18 protein-coding genes and 2 pseudogenes are annotated in these 20,461 nt (G+C 70.9%); 6 read left to right on the plus strand and 14 right to left on the minus strand.

Annotation, left to right across the window (positions count from 1 at the left end; translation table 11 throughout):
- Positions 1 to 243 precede the first annotated feature (243 nt).
- Complete coding sequence (locus OH735_RS05610; protein WP_406379979.1) at positions 244 to 1,416, minus strand: acyl-CoA dehydrogenase family protein; 1,173 nt, start codon at positions 1,414 to 1,416, stop codon at positions 244 to 246.
- 374 nt (positions 1,417 to 1,790) lie between these two features.
- On the opposite strand from OH735_RS05610, the gene OH735_RS05615 reads away from it, so the two are divergent.
- The gene (locus OH735_RS05615; protein WP_406379981.1) at positions 1,791 to 2,105 is read left to right on the plus strand and encodes a hypothetical protein; all 315 of its coding nucleotides are present in this window, start codon (positions 1,791 to 1,793) and stop codon (positions 2,103 to 2,105) included.
- Between the two features lie 46 nt (positions 2,106 to 2,151).
- On the opposite strand, the gene OH735_RS05620 is transcribed toward OH735_RS05615, so the two are convergent.
- Complete coding sequence (locus OH735_RS05620; protein ID WP_406379982.1) at positions 2,152 to 4,248, minus strand: SpoIIE family protein phosphatase; 2,097 nt, start codon at positions 4,246 to 4,248, stop codon at positions 2,152 to 2,154.
- Between the two features lie 477 nt (positions 4,249 to 4,725).
- Positions 4,726 to 5,310: a TetR/AcrR family transcriptional regulator gene (locus OH735_RS05625; protein ID WP_406379983.1), complete on the minus strand. Its 585-nt coding sequence runs from the start codon at positions 5,308 to 5,310 to the stop codon at positions 4,726 to 4,728.
- Between the two features lie 149 nt (positions 5,311 to 5,459).
- Between OH735_RS05625 and OH735_RS05630 the strand changes: the two are divergent.
- The 3 genes and pseudogenes from OH735_RS05630 to OH735_RS05640 all read left to right on the plus strand — a co-directional run.
- Positions 5,460 to 6,445, plus strand: a pseudogene (locus tag OH735_RS05630) (aldo/keto reductase); the annotation flags it as partial.
- A 67-nt stretch (positions 6,446 to 6,512) separates the two neighbouring features.
- Positions 6,513 to 6,857, plus strand: coding sequence for a hypothetical protein (locus OH735_RS05635; protein WP_406386944.1), 345 nt, complete (start codon positions 6,513 to 6,515; stop codon positions 6,855 to 6,857).
- A 302-nt stretch (positions 6,858 to 7,159) separates the two neighbouring features.
- Positions 7,160 to 7,438, plus strand: a pseudogene (locus tag OH735_RS05640) (tyrosine-type recombinase/integrase); the annotation flags it as partial.
- Here OH735_RS05640 and OH735_RS05645 read toward each other — a convergent pair.
- The gene (locus OH735_RS05645) at positions 7,344 to 8,717 is read right to left on the minus strand and encodes a peptidase C39 family protein (protein ID WP_406379985.1); all 1,374 of its coding nucleotides are present in this window, start codon (positions 8,715 to 8,717) and stop codon (positions 7,344 to 7,346) included. The pseudogene OH735_RS05640 and the gene OH735_RS05645 overlap by 95 nt on opposite strands.
- Before the next feature lie 175 nt (positions 8,718 to 8,892).
- On the opposite strand from OH735_RS05645, the gene OH735_RS05650 reads away from it, so the two are divergent.
- A complete protein-coding gene (locus OH735_RS05650) occupies positions 8,893 to 9,522 on the plus strand; it encodes a uridine kinase (RefSeq protein WP_406379987.1) in 630 nt (209 codons plus the stop codon).
- Positions 9,523 to 9,882: 360 nt separating this feature from the next.
- Positions 9,883 to 11,793, plus strand: coding sequence for an AAA family ATPase (locus OH735_RS05655; protein WP_406379988.1), 1,911 nt, complete (start codon positions 9,883 to 9,885; stop codon positions 11,791 to 11,793).
- Positions 11,794 to 11,873: 80 nt separating this feature from the next.
- Here the strand turns inward: OH735_RS05655 and OH735_RS05660 are convergent, their stop codons facing one another.
- The 10 genes from OH735_RS05660 to ribD form a co-directional block, all read right to left on the minus strand.
- On the minus strand, positions 11,874 to 12,971 hold the full coding sequence (locus OH735_RS05660; protein ID WP_406379990.1) for a hemolysin family protein: 1,098 nt from the start codon (positions 12,969 to 12,971) through the stop codon (positions 11,874 to 11,876).
- Positions 12,968 to 14,338: a hemolysin family protein gene (locus OH735_RS05665; RefSeq protein ID WP_406379992.1), complete on the minus strand. Its 1,371-nt coding sequence runs from the start codon at positions 14,336 to 14,338 to the stop codon at positions 12,968 to 12,970. Before OH735_RS05665 ends, OH735_RS05660 begins: the two co-directional genes overlap by 4 nt.
- A gap of 187 nt (positions 14,339 to 14,525) precedes the next feature.
- A complete protein-coding gene (locus OH735_RS05670) occupies positions 14,526 to 14,990 on the minus strand; it encodes a PH domain-containing protein (RefSeq protein WP_406379994.1) in 465 nt (154 codons plus the stop codon).
- A 36-nt stretch (positions 14,991 to 15,026) separates the two neighbouring features.
- Positions 15,027 to 15,875 carry an ATP phosphoribosyltransferase gene (gene hisG, locus OH735_RS05675; protein WP_406379996.1) on the minus strand — a complete coding sequence of 283 codons (849 nt, stop codon included), beginning with the start codon at positions 15,873 to 15,875 and terminating at the stop codon, positions 15,027 to 15,029.
- Positions 15,876 to 15,945: 70 nt separating this feature from the next.
- Entirely contained in the window at positions 15,946 to 16,218 is a 273-nt protein-coding gene (locus OH735_RS05680) for a phosphoribosyl-ATP diphosphatase (RefSeq protein WP_073739434.1), read from the minus strand.
- A gap of 35 nt (positions 16,219 to 16,253) precedes the next feature.
- Complete coding sequence (gene ribH / locus OH735_RS05685) at positions 16,254 to 16,739, minus strand: 6,7-dimethyl-8-ribityllumazine synthase (protein WP_266745064.1); 486 nt, start codon at positions 16,737 to 16,739, stop codon at positions 16,254 to 16,256.
- A 30-nt stretch (positions 16,740 to 16,769) separates the two neighbouring features.
- Positions 16,770 to 18,068, minus strand: a complete 1,299-nt coding sequence (locus OH735_RS05690) for a bifunctional 3,4-dihydroxy-2-butanone-4-phosphate synthase/GTP cyclohydrolase II (RefSeq protein ID WP_406379998.1) — start codon at positions 18,066 to 18,068, stop codon at positions 16,770 to 16,772.
- Positions 18,065 to 18,709 carry a nicotinamide riboside transporter PnuC gene (locus OH735_RS05695; RefSeq protein WP_406379999.1) on the minus strand — a complete coding sequence of 215 codons (645 nt, stop codon included), beginning with the start codon at positions 18,707 to 18,709 and terminating at the stop codon, positions 18,065 to 18,067. The genes OH735_RS05690 and OH735_RS05695 overlap by 4 nt, the downstream gene beginning before the upstream one ends.
- Complete coding sequence (locus OH735_RS05700; protein ID WP_406380001.1) at positions 18,706 to 19,323, minus strand: riboflavin synthase; 618 nt, start codon at positions 19,321 to 19,323, stop codon at positions 18,706 to 18,708. The genes OH735_RS05695 and OH735_RS05700 overlap by 4 nt, the downstream gene beginning before the upstream one ends.
- On the minus strand, positions 19,324 to 20,424 hold the full coding sequence (ribD, locus tag OH735_RS05705) for a bifunctional diaminohydroxyphosphoribosylaminopyrimidine deaminase/5-amino-6-(5-phosphoribosylamino)uracil reductase RibD (protein ID WP_406380003.1): 1,101 nt from the start codon (positions 20,422 to 20,424) through the stop codon (positions 19,324 to 19,326).
- Positions 20,425 to 20,461 lie beyond the last annotated feature (37 nt).

A 20,461-nucleotide genomic window follows, 5' to 3' on the forward strand; every position in this document is an offset into this window, starting at 1 on the left:
GTCGTCGCCGTCTCACCGCTCCGACCGCCGAAGAATCGGTTCCGCAGCCCGGTTCACAGCCGGTGCCGCAGCCCGTGCCTCCCCGGTCGACGCCGCGGCCGGTGCCGCACTCCACCGATCCGCCCATCTACCGGGCCCTGCTGCGTCGTTGGGAGAGCACCGGACGGACCCTGCCGGGCCGCCACGACCAGGAGTGGAACCGGATCATGGCAACGCCCGTGTGGTCAAAGCGGCCGCTGCGGGTCAGCGCGTCTCCGGACCCGCGAGGTGGCGCGCGATGACCATCCGCTGGATCTGGTTGGTCCCCTCGACGATCTGCAGCACCTTGGCCTCGCGCATCAGCCGCTCGACGGGGAAGTCGAGGGTGTAGCCGTAGCCGCCGAGGACCTGGACGGCGTCGATGGTGACCCGCATGGCCGCGTCCGTGCAGAACAGCTTCGCCATGGCCGCCTGGCGCGAGAAGGGCTTGCCCTCGTCGCGCAGCCGGGCCGCCTCCAGGTAGAGCGCGCGGCCCGCCTCGATCTGGGTGGCCATGTCGGCGAGCATGAAGCGCAGGCCCTGGAAGTCGGCGATGGGCCGCCCGAACTGCCGACGGCCGGTGGCGTAGGCGACAGACTCGCTCAGCGCGGCCTGGGCGACGCCGATCGCGCAGGCGGCGATGCCCAGACGGCCGGAGTCGAGTGCGGACAGGGCGATCGCGAAGCCCTGGCCCTCCTCGCCGATCCGGCGCGCGTCGGCGACCCGTACGCCGTCGAAGTTCAGCTGGGCGGTGGGCGAACCCTTCATGCCCATCTTCTTCTCGGGGGCGGCCGCGTTCAGCCCCTCGGCGTCGCCGGGAACCAGGAAGGCAGTGATGCCGCGGGCGCCCTCGGCACCGGTGCGGGCCAGGACCGTGTAGAAGTCGGCGATGCCGCCGTGGGTGATCCACGCCTTGGTTCCGGTGATGACCCAGTCGTCGCCGTCCCGTACGGCCTTCGTACGCAGCGAGGCGGCATCGGAGCCCGAGGCGGGCTCGGAGAGGCAGTAGGCGCCCAGCAGGCCCCCTCCGAGCATCGCCGGAAGGTGTTCGGCCTGCTGCTCCTTGGTCCCGAATCCGGCGAGGGCGTGGCAGGCGAGGGAGTGGACGCTGACACCGAGCCCGACGGTGAGCCGGGCGGCCGCGAGTTCTTCGAGGACCTGGAGGTAGACCTCGTACGGCTGGTCACCGCCACCGTGGGCGGAGTCGTAGGGCAGTCCGAGCAGTCCGGACTCCGAGAGCAGTGTGAAGACTTCGCGCGGGAACCGGCCCGCGTCCTCCTCCTCGGCCGCGCGCGGCGCTATCTCTCGCTGGGCGACGTCGCGCACGAGCGCGATGAGCTGCCTGGACTCCTCGGTGGGCAGACGGCGTTCCACCAATTGCGGGGCACGGTCGGACATGACGGCGCTCTCCTCCCTGTCGGGCGTTGCGACGGTCGCGCGCGCGGGGTGTGGACGGCGCCGCCGGGGGACTTCCGGGCGGGGCCCGGAAGAGCACTACTGCGCAGCCGTTGCCCGCCTCTCGGATTACGAGAGCTGCTGACCAGTGGCTGTGGGGGCTTGAGTATGCCCGATCGGACGATATCCGTCACGGGGTGACGGAGCGACTCGGGGGCGGGCGGGACGATCAACGGAATTGGTCCGAACCATTAACCCAACTGGTCTAGTCCATCTGCGGTTCCACTCGAACCAGCCTTTCCTCATTCATGCCAAGTTCATGGACGGCCGGCCGTACGCCCCCCACTCGCGAGTTCCCTCCCCCACAAGGAGACAAGATGTCTGGACCGCATCGTTCCCGCGCCCGTTTCCGGGCGCTCGCCGCAGCCGCCTGTACCGCCGCTCTTGGAGCCGCCCTGCTGGGCGTCGCGGGCACCGCGTCGGCCGGCGCGGCCTCCAACCACCCGGCGAGCCGCGGCCCCCGCAGCCGCCGGCAGAGGCCTGGAGCGGCCCCGGCTGCGGGCCGAGATGGTGGTCGCGGCGGTCATGGGGGCGTGCTGGGGCGGCGGTCCGGTGCTTTCAACGAGCTCGGCGCAGTGGAGCCGGGCGAACTGTCCGCGCTGCTCGGCGAGACACTCACCGGCGGCCACTGACGCACCGTCGCGTACGTGCGACGAGACCACCACTGACGCGCCTCGTTCAGGACGCTCCCGGCCCCCGCGCGGGCTTGGACCGGGCGATGAGGAGGGCGGTGTCGTCGTGGTCGTCCGGGTGGCGCAGGGCGTGCAGGAGCAGGTCGCAGGTCGCTTCCAGGGGCCGGTCCGGTTGACCGAGGAGGCCGAGGAGGGTGGCCAGGCGTGCGTCGATGGGCTGGTCGCGGGTTTCGACCAGGCCGTCGGTGTACAGGACGAGCTTGTCACCGGGGTCCAGGTCGATGTGCGTGGTGCGGAAGGAAACCCCGCCGACGCCGAGGGGCACGCCGGTCGGCAGGTCGAGCAGTTCGGGGGCGCGGCCGGGACGCACCAGGGCGGGGGGCAGGTGTCCGGCCAGCGCGATGCGGCAGTGCGCGCGGTGCGGGTCGTAGACGACGTACACGCAGGTGGCGATGGACTGATCGAGGCCGGTGGAACTGCGGTCCAGGTGGTGCAGGACCCGGCTGGGGTCGAGATCGAGGTCCGCGAGCGCGCGGGTGGCACTGCTCAGTTGTCCCATGGTGGCAGCGGCGGGGATACCGCTGCCCATGACGTCGCCGACGACCAGGGCGGTCTTGTCGCCGGGAAGAGGGATGACGTCGAACCAGTCGCCGCCGACCTCGCGGGCGGCCTCCGCCGGCTGGTAGCGGTAGGCGATCTCCAGGCCGGGCCGGTACGGCGGGTGCTGGGGCAACAGGCTGCGCTGGAGGGTGAGAGCGGCGTCGCGTTCCCGCTGGTACCAGCGTGCGTTGTCGATCGACACGGCGGCCCGGACGGCCAGCTCGCTGGCCAGGATGAGGTCGTCGTCGTCGAAGGGAAGCGGGTTGCGGAAACGTTTGAGGTCCAGGGCGCCGAGGACTTCGCCACGCGCGATGAGCGGCACCACGAGGTAGGAGTGGAGACCGGCGCGGGCCAGGTCAGTGGCGACTTCGGGACAGCGGGCGATCCGCCGCAGATCTCCGCCGTCCACGTGGGGGACGAGGATCGGGTCGCTGGTGGTGACGCACTGGGTGACCAGGCGGTCGGCGCCGTAGTCGGCGATGTCGCCGGTCGGGTCGGCGGTGCGGACGGCCTCGGTGGGGTAGGCCGCCTTCACAGCGAGCGCCCGGAACCGGGCGTGCCCCTGCGGCGGGGACGGTGGGGTGCTGTGGCTGTGCAGGGCGGTGTCGAGGATGTCGACCGTGGCGACGTCGGCCAGGTCGGGCACGACGATGTCGGCGAGCTCGTGGGCGGTCCGGTGGAGATCGAGGGTGGTGCCGATGAGTACGGAAGCGTCCGCGAGGAGGGCGAGGCGCCGGCGCGCGTGGTGTGCCTCGGCGGCCATGCGGTGACGGTCGGTGACGTCCACGATGGACCCGGCCACTCCCAGTACCTTGCCGACCGGGTCCTCCAGCCGGTAGTACGAAGCCGACCAGGCGCGCACGTGATCCAGATCGGCAGCAGTGCGTCCGACGACCTCCAGGTCCAGGATCGGGACGCCGGTGTCCAGGACCTGACGCATCGAGGAATCGATGGCTTCGGTGTCCAGGAACGGCAGGACATCGTGGGTGCGCCGGCCGATCAGCTCGTCGGCGGGCAGGCCGTCCATGCGTTCCAGCGCCGGGTTGACCGCGGCGAACCGCAGTTCGGTGTCCATGACCACCAGACCGATCGGGGACTGCGACACCAGTCCCGTGGACAGGGCCAGATCCCGTTCGACCCGCCGCAAGGTGGTCAGGTCGGAAGCCAGCCCCAGTGCGTACAGGCCCTTCCGGTCATCCGTCAGCCGCATGTTGCGGAACTCCACCGGCTTCGTGCCGCCGTCCCTGCACCGAATGGGAAAGACCCCGGCCCAGCTTCCATTGCCCCCCATGACCTGGGCGAACAGGTCAATTACCTGCTCCAGGTGGCCTTCGTGGACCAGAAGCCGACCCGCGAACCGGCCCAGCGCCTCGTCGGGGGTGTAACCGAAGAGCTCCTCGGCCTGCGGGCTCCACAGCACGATCCGCCCGTCCGCGTCGAGGACGACGGCGGCAACGCCCAGCACGTCGAGCAGCCCGCCGGGCGCGGACGAAGCAGACCCTGCCGGGCCGGGCCCCGCCCGGGATGGTTCGGAGGCACTCATCCCGGCACTCCCTTCCGCCTACCGCAGCGGCTCGATGTCCCGACTCGGGCCCACGCTGCCGTGTCCTGCGTGCCCCCGGAGCCTCCCTCCATCGTCTCCCCGCACCGGTCACCCCCGCATCCCCCGCCTCCCCCCGACCGATCGTCCACGGCACGGCAGGGGCCGGCGCGCGGCGGGGCGCGGCACGAGTTCGCCGCCGCAGTGGACCACCACAGTGGTACGTGCCGCCCGCGACGGACCGTGAGCCGGCGGAATCCAACTGCTACCGGTTGATCCGCTTGGGGGACACTGCGCGGACGAGCTCCGAAATTTCCCGGACACCGCAGGTAAGGGCCCTTCGTCATGTCGCGGAACTGGCGTCGGGCCCTCCGGTGGACCCGGCGCTGCGGGTGCCCCTCAACTTCCACCCGGACCGTCTGCTGCACGGCAAGCCACGCAGCATGTCCGGCCAGTGCGTAATGGCAGCTGTTGGATACTTCAGGTGGCGCCTTGCTGCCTCAGTCCCATGACCAGCAGGTCGACGAGGCGGCGCGCGTCGTACTGGGAATCGGCTCCGATGCACAGATTGCCGATGCCGCGCAGGAGTGAGTACGCGGTGACGTCTGCGGGCGCCTCATTTTCCTGCACGGCTGCCTCAAGCAACGCCGCGCACGCGGGGACCATGCGGTCGAGGAAGTAGGCGTGCAGGGTCTCAAAGCGCGCGCTGTCGGACTGCAGTGCCTCGGCGAGCCCATGCTTGGTGACCAGGAAGTCGACGAACATGTCGATCCACTGCTTCAGGGCGGCGTGGGGCGAGCCGGCGGAGGCCAGCAGAACCGGTCCGGCTTCGGCGCACGAGTCCACCTGGTGCCGATACACGGCGATGACCAGGTCGGCACGCGTAGGGAAGTGGCGGTAGACAGTACCGATCCCTATACCGGCCCGTGCCGCGATGGCGCGCACAGGCGCGTCCACTCCGTGCGCGGCGAACGTGGCTGCCGCCGCACCGAGCAGGGCCTGCTCATTGCGTATGACGTCCACTCGACGGCGGGACGATCCCTGTTCTTTCTTGTCACCCGGCATACCGCGATCCCTGTCTCGTTCGCTTGCAAAAACGGATCCATGTTCCGCATTGTCGAAAACGGATCGATGTTCCGCTTCGATCCTGCCATATTCCCGTCCCTGTCACTCTCCGGTGACCGAGGGCCGGGACCTGATTCCGGAGGACGACAATGCAGTACCGCACACTGGGACGCACCGGAGTTCAGAAAAGTTCGCTGGCGCTGGGCGCGATGAACTTCGGCGCGATCGGCCGCACCACCCAGGACGATGTCGACCAGATCGTCCGCGCCGCCCTGGACGCCGGGATCAACCTCATCGACACCGCCGACATGTACAGCCGTGGGCAGTCGGAGGAGATGGTCGGCAAGGCGATCGCCGCGCGCCGTGATGACGTCATGCTCGCCACAAAGGCCGCTCTGCCCATGAGCGAGGAGCGCAACCACCAGGGGGCCTCGCGTCGCTGGCTCGCCAAGGCCCTCGATGACAGCCTGCGACGGCTCGGCGTCGACCACATCGATCTCTCCCAGATCCACCGCTGGGACCCGTGGACCAGCGACGAGGAGACACTCGCGGCGCTCACCGACTTCCAGCGCGCCGGAAAGATCCGCTACTTCGGCACCTCGACGTTCCCCGCGTACCGGCTCGTGCAGGCCCAGTGGGCTGCCCGCGAGCACCGGCTGGGACGCTATGTCACCGAGCAGCCGAACTACTCGATCCTGCAACGCGGTGCGGAAAGCGAGGTTCTGCCCCTCGCCGAGGAGTACGGCCTCGGGGTGCTCGTGTGGAGCCCGCTGGCGTCCGGCTGGCTGACCGGCGCTGTGCGCGAGGGCCGCGAGGTCACCACGAGCAGGTCCGCATTCATGCCTCAGCGCTTCGACGTCTCCGTTCCGGAGAACCGGGCCAAGAAGGACGCCGTCGAGAAGCTGGCCGCGCTCGCCGACGCGAGTCCGGCATCACCATGATCCAGATGGCGCTCGGCTTCGTGACCGCCCACCCGGCAGTCACCAGCGCCCTGATCGGCCCCAGGACCATGGACCACCTGCACTCCCAACTGGCCGCCGCTGACACCACCCTGTCCGCAGAGATCCTCGACGCCATCGATGCCATCGTGACCCCCGGAGTGGACCTTGCTGCACAGGAGAAGAACCCGCAGCCGTCCGGCCCCGCGGCGGGCCCCGAGGGTGCGCAGCGCGAGGTCGCCGGCGACGACGGGCCACCCAGGGGTGGACCGTGCCGAGGGGGCCCTGCGCGCCGAGCCAGGCCAGGTAGCGCTGGGCCTCCTCCAGGATGCCGGTCATGGAGTCCACGGGGATGCCGAGGACGTACGCGGGGCGACCGCGGAAGAGGCGTGGACGGGTCGCTGCCAGCAGCACGACCGCGCGGGCCAGGTCTCCGGGCTGCGGCCGCGGCACGTCGTCGTCCTGCGCCGGTTCCTCCACCGGGCCCAGCTCCCAGGGGTCTTCCGGTTCGTCGTCCGCGTGCTCGGTCTCGCGCAGGACCCGGCGCAGCGCCGCGCGCGCCCGTTCGGCGAACGGTGCCTGTTCGAGTACGGGAAGGCCGGGTACTGAGCAGGGCCGCGAGCAACTGCTCGGCGGCGAGCGGCTCTTCAGGTACCGGGGCCTGCCGCAACGCCGTCGCCAGGTCGTCGGCGAGCGTGGCGTCGACCATGAAGCGACTGGTCCGCCTGGAGCCCAGCGGGCTGGGCTCCAGGCGGCCCTCGTCAGCGGCGGGCACGCTGGCGCCGGGAGGGGGCGGCCCTCAACACCATCGAGTCCCGCCACATAGCCCTCTCGGCCTTGTTCTCCCACGCTGTACGCCACAGGCGGATCGGGATCGCGCCATCAGGCGACTCGGTCCACCCGAATACAATCCGCACGACTTGCGACACAAGTGGACCACCGTGACCCTGACGAGCGGCGTGTCCATTCACGAGGTGTCTCGCCGGCTCGGACATCGCTCGATCAAGGTCACGGTGGACCAGTACGGCCACCTCACGCAGGACGGCCAGGAGCGCTGCCGTCAGGTCGTCGAGACGGCCATGGGGCCGTACGTGCTCACAGCAGGCCGAGCGACCGCAGTGCGCGGCGCTGGATCGGTGCCGGCTTGGCGGGCCAGTAGACGTAGCAGACGCCGCCCGTACCGCTTCTGACCCTGCCGTTCGCGTCGTAGCGCTTGGTGCGGAGCCAGATCGTCTCCCACTCCTTGCGCCGGTAGACGCGGCGCACGGCCTCGTTGTTCGGCGAGGCCGGGTCGTTCGCGATCACGTCGCCGTCCGGGGTGAACCCGATCACGGTCATCAGGTGGCCCGATGTTCCGTATCCCGCGCCGGTCAGCTCCTCCTTGAGGAAGGACTGCGACGTTATGACCGGGATGCCCGCCCGGATCAGCGTCTCCAGGTCCGTGAGCGAGCCGAGCCGGGTCACGACCGCGCTCATGCCGTCGTACGTCGCGGCGTACGCGGCGTTGAACGGCCAGTTGCCGCAGCCCTCGTACTGGTAGTCGTAGGTGAACCGGGCCGCGTGGCAGACCTGCGGGTCGGCCAGGTCGGGCTTGACCCAGGCGAGCTGCTCGGCGGTGGGCCTGCGCCCCCAGTACTCGATGATCATCTGCGAGGACGTGGGGCTGCACCAGGCTTCGCCGCCGTTGTCGTACTCCGGGTACTGCCCCGCGTGGATGTTCTGCGAGTAGCGCGGCACCAGAAGTTCCCGGGCGAGACCGGGGGTGCTGGCAGGCACGTCGAAGCGGTCCGGGATGTCGGACGCCATCGCGCCGAGCCGCCACACGATGGGCGTGAGACGGGTGCCCGGGGCGCGGTGGAGGGTGAGCCGCAGCCGGTACGAGAGCAGCCGCAGGCCGCTCGCCGCGTTGTCCACCGAGAAGGTGTCGGTCCAGATGGAGCTCTTGCCGTCGGTCTGGTCGTCGACGGACGTCCGGCGGATGTCGCCGTCGCCCGCCGCCCACCGGCCCATCACGTACCAGGGTGTGGAGGTGGCGTCCGAGTAGCGGCCCTGGAGCTCGATCTGGATCCAGGTGCCCGCGGGGGTGTCCGCGTTCCACGAGGCGATCACCTCGGTCGCCGGGACCGCGGACCGGTGGACCGGCGAGGTCCAGGTCGCGTACTCCCAGGCGGCGGTCCTCCCGGTGTGCGGATCGGTGTAGTCGGTACTCCCCTCGGCGCGACCGATCACCAGACCGGGGCGGCGGCCCGCGACGGCGCGCGTCCCGGCGCCGGAGCCGCTGCGCCAGTCGGTGTACGTGTGCCAGGAGTGGTTGTCCACGAGGGAAGCGGCCGCCGTGGAGGGGGCGGGCGGGCCGACGGTGGGCGGGGCGGCGGCGGTCGCGGAGCCGGCGGACGACACCGTGCCGGCGGTGGCCGCTGCCGCGAGCGCCGCGGTCAGCACGGTTCTGCGCGAGGTCGGTCTGTTCATGGGCGAGACCCCCGGTCGTAAGCGGAATGAGGCTGCAGGTGCACGACAGTGCGCCAACTATCGCGGGTCGTGGCCGGATTCGGCCAGCGATTCGATTCGCGCCGACAAACCAATATTGGTCTGGTCCACTGGCGTGACCTGCGCTTGCTTCGGACCAGCTCGTAGGCTGGGGGGCATGAACGACCTCTCGCTCCTCGCCGCGCGGCTACGCACCCTGGCGCCGTCCTGCGGACCGGTGCGGCTGATCTCCGTCGACGGCCACGCCGGATCGGGGAAGAGCACCTTCGCGTCCCGCCTCGCCGCCGCGCTCGACGGCGCCCCCGTACTGCGTCTGGACGATCTGGCCACCCATGAATCCTTCTTCACCTGGGTGGACCGGCTGCGGGAGCAGGTGATCCAACCGTTGTCGCGCGGGAAGTGCGCGTACTACGCGCCGTACGACTGGACCGCGCGGGCGTTCGCGGCGCCGCGCGCCCTGGAGCCCGCGCCGGTGGTCCTGATCGAAGGGGTCGGGGCGGGCCGCCGGGCGCTGCGGCCCCATCTGGCGCGGCTGTTGTGGATGGATCTCGGTACGGCGGAGTCCTGGGAGCGGGGCCGCCGCCGGGACGGACCGGCTCTTTCGGCCTTCTGGGACGAGTGGACGGCGGCCGAGGCGGCGCACTTCTCGGCCGATCCCTCGCGCTCCCACGCGGACGCCCTGGTACGGCAGTTGCCCATGGGGTACGAGTGGCTGGAGGGGCTTGGCGCGACAGCAGGAACGAACCATTCCGTCACGGAACGTGAGCAGGTTGCGCCACCGAGCTGAGTGGTGAGAAATCGCCACGGAAGTACCCCAACTCTGCTTGACCCGAGGGCGGTACAGGTCTTACGTTCTCAATGTGCGGCTTTACGGAGCCCTCGCGGACACGAAGCCCCCGGTTGTTCCCCCGTGATCGGGGGCTTCGTTCTGTCTTCGCACACCCATTCCCCCGTCGGCTCGCCGGATTCCCCTTACCCTCCGTAATGGTCTTCCTTCTGCCTGCGGCGCTCTTAGTCGCACACTCTTTGCGCAGGTACGATGCCTCTCGGTGCGGTCAATTCCCGTCCGTGGCACAGTGATTCGGCGCGCCTCGGCGGGCAGGTCGTGCGGCGGGACATCCTGGGGGCACGGTTTGTGGGGGACCAGATGGACATCGGCACGCAGGGCGCACAGGCCCCGGCCGACCTCGCCTGGCTGCGCGGCGTGGACGCCTACACCATGGGCGCCTACCCACAGGCCGAAGAGGAGTTCAGGGCCGCGGTACGGATCGATCCCGGCATGGCGGACGGCTGGCTCGGCCTCCACGCACTGAGGGTCGACACGACGACGGCGCTGCTGCGCATGTACCGCCATCGCGAACGCTTCGGTGAGCAGCGCACCCGCCATCGACGTACGCTCAACTCCTGGTACTGGCTGGGCTGGTGGGTGCAGCCGGTGCTGGAGAGCCCGCGCGATCTGCTTCTCGCGCACGCCTCGCACTGGCTGGACGGGCGCCATGTCCCCGAGCTGGACCGCGCGCTGGCCGGCCTGCCGCCGGTCGACGCGGATCCGCAGGTCCGCTTCCTGCACGCCTGCCGCTCCTACCTCGTCAAGGACTGGGAGCAACTCGTCCGCAACACCGAGCAGTTGATCGACGATCCACTGCTCGGCATCGAGGCAGGGTTGTTCGGCGGGATGGCGCGGGTGCGGCTGGAGATGTACGGGCAGGCCGAGCCGCTGCTCTCCACCGCGCTGATGCGCTGCCGCAGCGAACAGCCGCAGCGCAAGGAGCTGCGCTACTGGCTGGCCCGCGCGCACGAGGGCACCGGCCGCAGCGCCGCCGCCCTGCCGCTCTACCGGGCGGTGCACCGGATCGACCCGGCGTTCATGGACACCTCGGCCCGGCTCGCCGCGATCGCCGACTACGACGGCCTGGAGGGCACCGACGAGGCCGCCGGTCTCACCGCCGTCTCCCTGGCCGGGCTGGGTGCGGACGCCGTGGCGGAGGCGCAGCCGGACGGGGACGCGCTGCTCGGCACCGATCTGGTGGACGGCCGGGAGCTGCGCCCGGGCGGCGAGACCCCGGGGCTCGTGGGCCGCGGGGGGCCGCCGCCGTCCGACGGCGCGCGCCGCAAGACGGCGGTGCCCGGCCAGCCGGCGTCCCCCTTTCCGGCCGGGCCCAGCGATCCGGTCCTGCTCGCCGAGGCGCTGGCGGAGCTGGAGCGGATGGTCGGTCTGGAGCCCGTCAAACGCCAGGTCAAGGCGCTGTCCGCGCAGATGAACATGGCACGGTTGCGCGCCGGTCAGGGGCTGCCCGTACAGCCGCCGAAACGCCATTTCGTCTTCTCGGGCCCTTCCGGTACCGGTAAGACCACGGTGGCCCGCATCCTGGGCCGGGTCTTCTACGCCCTCGGTCTGCTCGGCGGTGACCATCTCGTCGAGGCCCAACGGGCGGATCTGGTGGGCGAGTTCCTCGGCCAGACCGCCGTCAAGGCCAATGAGCTGATCGACTCGGCGCTCGGCGGGGTGCTGTTCGTCGACGAGGCGTACAGCCTCTCCAACACCGGCTACAGCAAGGGCGACGCGTACGGCGACGAGGCGCTCCAGGTCCTCCTCAAGCGCGCGGAGGACAACCGGAACCATCTCGTCGTCATCCTCGCGGGCTATCCGGAAGGCATGGACCGGCTGCTGGCCACCAATCCGGGGCTCTCCTCCCGCTTCACCACCCGGGTGGACTTCCCGAGCTACCGGCCGCTGGAGCTCACGTCGATCGGTGAGGTGCTCGCCGCGGAGAACGGCGACGCGTGGGACGAGGAGTCCCTGGAGGAGCTGCGCTCCATCAGCGCTCATGTCGTCGACCAGGGCTGGATCGACGAGCTGGGCAACGGGCGGTTCCTGCGCACCCTGTACGAGAAGAGCTGCGCCTACCGCGATCTGCGGCTCTCCGGTTACGCGGCTCTGCCGAGCCGGGACGATCTGGCCACGCTGCGGCTGCCGGATCTGATGCAGGCGTACGGCGAGGTGCTGTCCGGCCGGGGGCCGGTGGACCAGGGGCCACAGGAACCGCCGGCGTTGTGAGGGGGGATGCCCGCCGGCCGTTGTCCTCGATCGCCGGACGGGGCGACGAGTCGGGAGTCGGCCCGTCCGGCGGTCGGGATTCAGTGGAACGACGCGGTGAGTTCGCCCGTGCCGGTCGTCGTGACCGCCGTCCGGCGCGGTACGGCGACCCGGTGGGCCGGATCGCGCACCTCGCCGACGAGCATCTCCAGGACGTCCTCCATGGCGACCAGGCCGAGGATCCGGCCCGACGCGTCGGCGACCTGGGCCAGATGCGTCGCCGCGCGGCGCATCACGGTCAGGGCGTCGTCCAGGGGCAGCTCGGCCCGCACGGTCGCCATCGGGCGCCAGACGTGCTGGGGGACGGCCCGTTCGCCGTCCTCCAGGTCCAGGACGTCCTTGACGTGCAGATAGCCCATGAACGCACCGCCGCCCTCCGCGCACACGGGAAAGCGCGAGTAGCCGGTGCGTACGGTCAGCTGCTCGATCCGGTGGGGGGTGACGGAGGGGTCCACCGTCACCAGTGAGGCCCGGCTGAGGAGCACATCGGTGACGGGCCTGCTGCCCAGCTCCAGTGCGTCCTCCAGCCGCTCCTGGGCCTCCGGCTCCAGGAGTCCCGCCTGGCCGGAGTCCTCGACGAGCCGGTTGAGCTGCTCGCTGGTGAAGACGGCCTCCACCTCGTCCTTCGGTTCGACGCCGAAGACTCGGAGCACCAGCCCGGCGCAGGCACCCAGTGCGGCGGTGACCGGGCGGCACAGGCGGGCGAAGCCCACGAGGCCGGGGCTGAGCCAGAGCGCGGTCTTCTCCGGCGCCGCCATCGCGAGGTTCTTCGGAACCATTTCGCCGATGACGAGATGGAGGAAGACCACGAAGACCAGCGCCAGGACGTAGCCGAGCGGATGGACGAGCCCCTCGGGCAGATGGACCGCGTGGAAGACCGGCTCCAGCAGCTGGGCGACGGTCGGTTCGGCGACGGCGCCGAGGGTCAGCGAGCAGACGGTGATGCCGAACTGGGCGGCGGCCATCATCTGCGGCAGGTTCTCCAGTCCGTACAGCACCTGGCGGGCCCGGCCCGACCCGGCCGCCGCAAGGGGTTCGATCTGGCTGCGCCGTACGGAGACGAGGGCGAACTCGGCACCGACGAAGAAGCCGTTCGCCAGCACGAGGAGTCCGGCGAAGATCAGCTGGACCAGGCTCATCGCACGGCCTCCAGGGCGTCCTGGGTCAGCGGGGCCGGGGTGAGGGGGTCGGTCGCCTTGGCCGCGCGTACGAAGCGGACCTTCTCGGCGCGGTAGTGACCGACCTGGCGTACGGAGATCCGCCAGCCGGGCAGTTCGGCCCGGTCACCGGGAGCGGGGATGCGTCCCAGCAGATCGGCGACGAGTCCGGCCACGGTCTCGTACGGGCCGTCGGGGACGTCGAGCCCTATCCGGCGCAGGGTCAGGACCCGGCAGCTGCCCTCGGCGTCCCAGGCCGGGCGGCCGTCCTCCGGAGCGGCGGGGGCCAGTTCGGGCCGGTCGGCGCCTTCGGCGTCGTGCTCGTCCCTGACCTCGCCGACGAGTTCCTCGATGATGTCCTCGAGGGTGACGACTCCGGCGGTGCCGCCGTACTCGTCGACGACGACGGCGATCGGCTGCTCGTTGCGCAGCCGCTGGAGCAACTGTTCGACGGGCAGGGTCTCCGGCACCAGGAGCGGTGGTACGGCGATCCGCCCGGCCGGGGTGCGCAGCCGGTCCTGGGCGGGCACGGCGAGCGCGTCCTTGAGGTGGATCATGCCGACGACCTCGTCGATGCGCTCCCGGTAGACCGGGAAGCGGGAGAGGCCGGTGGCGCGGGTGAGGTTGAGGACGTCCTGCGCGGTCGCCGAGGTCTGCAGGGCGCTGACCTTCACCCGTGGGGTCATGACGTGCTGGGCGGTGAGCCCGGCGAGCGACAGGGTCCGTACGAAGAGATCCGCGGTGTCCTGTTCGAGGGTGCCGGCCTCGGCCGAGTGCCGGGCCAGGGAGACCAGTTCCCCCGGGGTACGGGCGGAGGCCAGCTCGTCGGTGGGTTCGACGCCGAGCAGCCGTACCAGCCGGTTGGCGACGGTGTTCAGCAGGCTGATCACCGGCCGGAGAGCGGCGGAGAAACGGTGCTGGGGGCCGGCGACGAAGCGGGCGACCTGGAGCGGCCGGGAGACCGCCCAGTTCTTGGGCACCAGTTCGCCGATGACCATCTGGACGGCGGAGGCCACCATCATCCCGATGACCACGCTGATGCCGGGGACCGCGCCGTCGGGCAGCCCGGTCACGGTGAGGGGGCCGTCCAGCAGCTGGGCGAGTGCCGGTTCGGCGAGCATGCCGACGACCAGCGAGGTGATGGTGATGCCCAGCTGGGTGCCGGAGAGCTGGAAGGAGAGTTCACGCAGGGCTTCGACGACGGTGCGGGCCCGCCGGTCGCCCTCGGCGGCGGCGCGCTCGGCGTCCGGCCGCTCGACCGTGACGAGCCCGAACTCGGCTGCCACGAAGAATCCGTTGGCGAGGATGAGAAGGAATGCCGCGCTCAGAAGCAGCAGGGGGATGGTCATGCCGCCGCCTCCGGGGAGGGGGCGGCGCAGATACTACCGGACGATCCGTCCATTGCTGGAAGGAGTCACTCCTTGGGTCGCAGGAAAGCCCCGCCGGTCTCGTGGACCTCTTGTGCGGGGCGGGGCACGCACCGGGCGCCGCCGTCCTCCAGAGTAATCAAGAAGAGGCCGTACGGGGCAGAGGGGCTCAGCCGTTCTCCGTACCGGTGCCGTGGTTCTCGGCGAGGGCGCGGAGCGCATGGGCGTCGCGGATGGCCTGCTGCTTGGCGATTCCCGGCTGGATGCCGAGGGCGGGCATGCTGGTCCCGTCGCTCAGGTCGAGGTAGACCCAGGGGTCGCCGACACGCAGGTTGACGCGGAGAATCTCCGCCCAGGACAGTTGGCGCGTCCGGGTGAGATTGACCACGGTCACCCCGTCCTCGTTCGCGACGATCTTCGGGCGGCTGAGCAGCGCGAGCACGCCGAAGAACAGCAGCGCGGTGAAGACGAAGCTGGACCGCTCCCCCGCGCTCAACTGCTCCAGGGTCAGGGCGATGACGGTGATGACGACGAACATCGCCGCCCCCACGGTCAGCAGGACCACCCGGGTTCGGGTCGGCCGGAACGTGACCGGGAGGGTGGGGAGTTCGGGCCGGGACGCGGGGGCGGACATGGTGTTCTTCTGTCTTCCGGGGTGGTCGCCCGGCCGTCAGAGGCGGCAGGCGTGGATGGCGGTGGTGAGGATGGCGCGGGCGCCGAGGTCGTACAGATCGTCCATGATCCGCTGGGCCTCGCGGGCGGCGACCATGGAGCGGACGGCGACCCAGCCCTCGTGGTGCAGCGGGGAGATGGTCGGCGACTCCAGGCCCGGGGTGAGGGCGACCGCGCGCTCCAGGTGCTCGACGCGGCAGTCGTAGTCCATCATCACGTAGGAGCGGGCGACCAGGACGCCCTGGAGGCGGCGGAGGAACTGCTGCACCTTGGGGTCGTCGTCCGGTGCGCCGGTGCGGCGGATGACGACGGCCTCCGACGACATGATCGGCTCGCCGATGACTTCCAGTCCGGCGTTGCGCAGGCTGGTGCCGGTCTCCACGACGTCGGCGATGATCTGGGCGACCCCGAGCTCGATGGCGGTCTCGACCGCGCCGTCGAGGTGGACGACGGAGGCGTTGACGCCGAGGTCGGCGAGGTGCTTGGCGACGATGCCCTCGTAGGAGGTGGCGATCGTCTTGCCGTCGAAGTCCTGCGGGCCCTGGGCCGTGCCGGGCTTGGTGGCGTAGCGGAAGGTGGAGCGGGCGAAGCCGAGCTGGAGGATCTCCTCGGCGTCGGCGCCGGAGTCCAGCAGCAGGTCGCGGCCGGTGATGCCGATGTCGAGACGGCCGGAGCTGACGTAGATCGCGATGTCGCGGGGCCGCAGGTAGAAGAACTCGACCTCGTTCTCGGGGTCGACGAGGACGAGCTCCTTGGACTCCTTGCGCTGCTGGTAGCCGGCCTCATGGAGCATCGCCATCGCAGGCCCGGCGAGTGAACCCTTGTTGGGAACGGCGATGCGCAGCATGAGGTCAGGTTTCCTTTGCGAGGAGGGAGTCTGGTGCGGTGTGCGGATGTACGTGGTGCGGAGGTCGTGCTCAGAGGTGGGCGTAGACGTCGTCGAGGGAGATTCCGCGGGCGACCATCATCACCTGGACGTGGTACAGCAGCTGGGAGATCTCCTCGGCGGCGGCGTCCTTGCTCTCGTGCTCGGCGGCCATCCAGACTTCGGCGGCCTCCTCGACGACCTTCTTGCCGATGGCATGGACCCCCTTGTCCACCAGCTCGGCGGTGCGGGAGGTGGAGGGATCGCCGTCGGCGGCCTTGAGCTGCAGCTCGGCGAAGAGCTCTTCGAAGGTTTTGTTCGCCATGATGGTCCTTAGAGTACGGGGTCCGGGACCTCCGATCAGCGCCAGGGCTCGCTGACGGTGCGCAGCGTCGCGGCGGTGGCGACGGCCGCGGTGACCGCTTCGTGTCCCTTGTCCTCGTTGGAGCCTTCCAGACCTGCCCGGTCGAGGGCCTGCTCCTCGGTGTCACAGGTGAGTACGCCGAAGCCGACCGGGACTCCGGTGTCGACGGCGACCTGGGTGAGGCCGTTGGTGACGCCGTGGGACACGTACTCGAAGTGCGGGGTGCCGCCGCGGATGATCACGCCGAGGGCGACGATCGCGTCGTAGCCGCGGCCTGCCAGGACCTTGGCGACGACCGGGAGCTCGAAGCTGCCGGGCACCCGGAGCAGGGTCGGCTCGTCGATGCCCAGCTCGTGCAGGGCGCGCAGGGCGCCGTCGACGAGTCCGTCCATGATCTTCTCGTGCCACTGCGCGGCGACGACCGCCACGCGCAGGTCGCCGCAGTTGCGTACGGACAGTTCGGGTGCGCCCTTGCCGCTCATGGTTCTCCTACCGCTCGTTTCCGTGATCGTTCACTGGTTGCCGCAGGTCGACGCCGTGGCGGCGTCGAGCCAGGGCAGGTCGTGCCCCATGCGGTCGCGCTTGGTGCGCAGGTAGCGCAGATTGTGTTCACCGGCCTGGACGGGCATCGGCTCGCGGCCGGTGACGGCCAGACCGTGCCGCAGGACCGCGGCCGTCTTGTCGGGGTTGTTGGTCATCAGCCGCAGGCTCCGGACGCCGAGGTCCTTGAGGATCTGGGCGCCCGCCGCGTAGTCCCGGGCGTCGGCGGGCAGGCCGAGTTCCAGGTTGGCGTCGAGGGTGTCGCTGCCGCGTTCCTGGAGTTCGTAGGCGCGCAGCTTCGACAGCAGGCCGATGCCCCGGCCCTCGTGGCCGCGCAGATAGACGACGACACCGCGGCCCTCCTCGGTGATCCGGCGCATGGAGGCCTGGAGCTGGGGCCCGCAGTCGCAGCGCTGCGACTGGAAGATGTCGCCGGTCAGGCACTCGGAGTGGATCCGCACCAGGATGTCGTCGCCGCTGCCGATGTCGCCGTGGACGAGCGCGACATGCTCGACGCCGTCGGCCGTGGAGCGGTAGCCGTACGCGGTGAACGCGCCGAAGCTCGTCGGCAGCCGTACCTCGGCCTCGCGGCGGACGGTCGGCTCGGAGGAGCGGCGGTAGGCGATCAGGTCCTCGATGGAAATGATCGTGAGGCCGTGCTTGCGGGCGAACGGGACGAGCTGCGGCAGCCGCAGCATCACGCCGTCCTCGCCGGCGATCTCGACGATCGCTCCGGCGGGACGCAGCCCGGCGAGCCGGGCGAGGTCGACGGCGGCCTCGGTGTGGCCGTTGCGGACCAGCACACCGCCGGAGCGGGCGCGGAGCGGGAAGATGTGGCCGGGCCGTACGAAGTCGCCGGGGCCCGCCTCGCCGCCCGCCAGCAGCCGGAGCGTGGCGGCCCGGTCGGCCGCGGAGATGCCGGTGCTCACGCCGTGCGCCGCCGAGGCGTCGACGGAGACGGTGAACGCCGTACGCATCGACTCGGTGTTGTGGGCGACCATCTGCGGCAGTTCGAGCCGTTCCAGCTCGTCGTTCTCCATGGGCGCGCAGATCAGGCCGCGGCACTCGCTCATCATGAACGCGACGATCTCGGGGGTGGCCTTCTCGGCCGCGATGACGAGGTCGCCCTCGTTCTCCCGGTCCTCGTCGTCGACGACCACGACGGGCCGTCCGGCGGCGATGTCGCGGATCGCCTGCTCCACGGGGTCGAGCGTGAGGTCCTCGACGGCGCTCTCGTGTTCCCGGTGCAACCAGGTGGGCTGGGCTGTCATGCCGTGGCTCCTTCCAGAGCGGGTGTCCGCGAACGCAGCCACCAGTCGCGCATGCCCCACAGGACGAGGGCGCCGTACACGACGTAGACGAGACCGGAGAAGGCGAGGCCGCTTTGGAAGTTCAGCGGTACGCCGACGAGGTCGACCAGCAGCCAGGCGAACCAGAACTCGACCATGCCGCGGGCCTGGGCGAGCATCGCGACGAGCGTGCCGGCGAATATGTACGCGTCCGCCCACGGGCTCCAGGAGAGCGAGGGGAACGCGGTGAACAGGCCGCCGACCGCGAGGGTGCCGAGTGCGGCGCCGGCCAGCAGGTAGCGGCGCTCGCGCCAGGTGGCGAACCGTACGGCGATGGAGCCGTCCTGGGCCTGCTGCCTGCCCCGGGTCCACTGCTGCCAGCCCCAGACGGCCACGGCGATGACGACGAGTTGCTTGCCGACGCTGCCCGCCTGGTGCACGGAGACATTGGCGGCGACCAGGACGACGCCGGACAGGAGCTGGGCGGGCCAGGTCCAGATCGAGCGGAGCCAGCCCAGGGTCAGCGCGATCAGACCGACGGTGTTGCCGATCATGTCGGACCAGATGATGTGCTGCCCGAAGACGGTGAACGCCTCCGAGTTCAGCCAGTTCAGTGCCGTCACTTCACCGGCTCCCCGGGTTCCCGCGCGGTGTCGCCGAGCAGCCGCTCGACGTACTTCGCGATGACGTCCACCTCCAGGTTGACCGGGTCGCCGGGCTCCTTGATGCCGAGCGTGGTCAGGGCGAGGGTGGTGGGGATGAGGCTGATGGTGAAGTAGTCGGGTCCGGCGTCCACGACGGTCAGGCTGACGCCGTCGACGGTGATCGACCCCTTCTCCACCACGTAGCGGGTCAGGTCCGCCGGGAGGGAGATCTTCACGATCTCCCAGTTCTCGGAGATCGTGCGCTCGACGATGCGGCCGGTGCCGTCGACGTGGCCCTGGACGATGTGGCCGCCGAGCCTGCCGCCGACCGCCATGGGGCGTTCCAGGTTGACCCGGGAGCCGGTCTCCAGGGCGCCGAGGCTGGACCGGTTCAGGGTCTCGGCCATCACGTCGGCGGTGAACTCGCCCTCGCCCAGGTCGACGACGGTGAGGCAGACGCCGTTGACGGCGATGGAGTCGCCGTGCTTCGCGCCTTCGGTGACCACGGGACCGCGCAGGCGGAAGCGGGAGGCGTCGTCGAGCTTCTCGACGGCGGTGACTTCACCCAGTTCTTCGACAATTCCGGTGAACACTCAGTTTCCCTTCCGGGCAGGGCCGGGTACGGCGGTGATGCGCAGATCGGGGCCGATACGGACGGTCTCGGTGACATCGAGGCGCAACGCCTCGGCGATGGTGGTGATTCCGGCGTCGGCGAGGGCCGCGGGGCCGGCGCCGAGGAGCACGGGGGCGAGATAGCCGACGACCTTGTCGACCGTTCCCGCGGCGACGAAGGCCCCGGCCAGGGTCGGGCCGCCTTCGAGGAGTACGGAGCGGACGCCCCGCCCGTACAGGGCGCCGAGCAGGGCGGTGAGATCCAGGCCGGGGCCGGTGGCGGCACGCGGCAGCCGCAGCACGGCTTCTTCGGGGAGGTGGCGGGCGTCGGCGTCGTCGGCGACGGCGATCAGGGTGGGCGCGCTGTCGTCGAGGACGCGGGCGCCGGGGCGTACGGCGGTGGCACCGGTGTCCGCCACCACCCGCAGGGGCTGTACGGCGCCGTCGATGCCGCGTACGCCGAGCTGCGGGTCGTCGGTGCGGGCGGTGCCGGAGCCGACCACGACGGCGTCGGCCTCGGCGCGCAGCCGGTGGACGTCGGCGCGGGACTCGGGCGAGGTGATCCAGCGGCTGGTGGCGTCGGCGGCCGCGATCCGGCCGTCGAGGGTCGCCGCGTACTTCCACAGGACGTACGGACGGCCCAGGCGCACCGAGGTCAGCCAGGCCGCGTTGCCCGCCTCGGCCTCGTCGGCGAGGAGCCCCTGTTCGGCCTTGACCCCGGCCGCGCGCAGGGTGTCGGCACCGCCGGTGGCCTGCGGGTTCGGGTCGCCGACCGCGTAGACGACGCGAGCGACACCGGCCTCGACGAGGGCCTGGGCACAGGGGCCGGTGCGGCCGGTGTGGTTACAGGGTTCGAGGGTGACGTAGGCGGTGCCGCCGCGGGCGCGATCGCCTGCGGCACGCAGCGCGTGGATCTCGGCGTGCGGCCCGCCGGCGCGCCGGTGGAAGCCCTCGCCGGCCGGTTGGCCCGCGGCGTCGAGGATGACGCAGCCGACGACCGGGTTGGGGCTGGTGGAGCCGAGACCGCGGGCGGCGAGCGTGATCGCTCGGCGCATGGCGGTGATGTCGGCTGCGGTGTCCACCGGGTCCTCCTGCCTCTTCGGGCACGGACTCCGGGGC

This window comes from Streptomyces sp. NBC_01618 (assembly GCF_045209435.1).
In the GTDB taxonomy this organism is placed as follows: domain Bacteria; phylum Actinomycetota; class Actinomycetes; order Streptomycetales; family Streptomycetaceae; genus Streptomyces.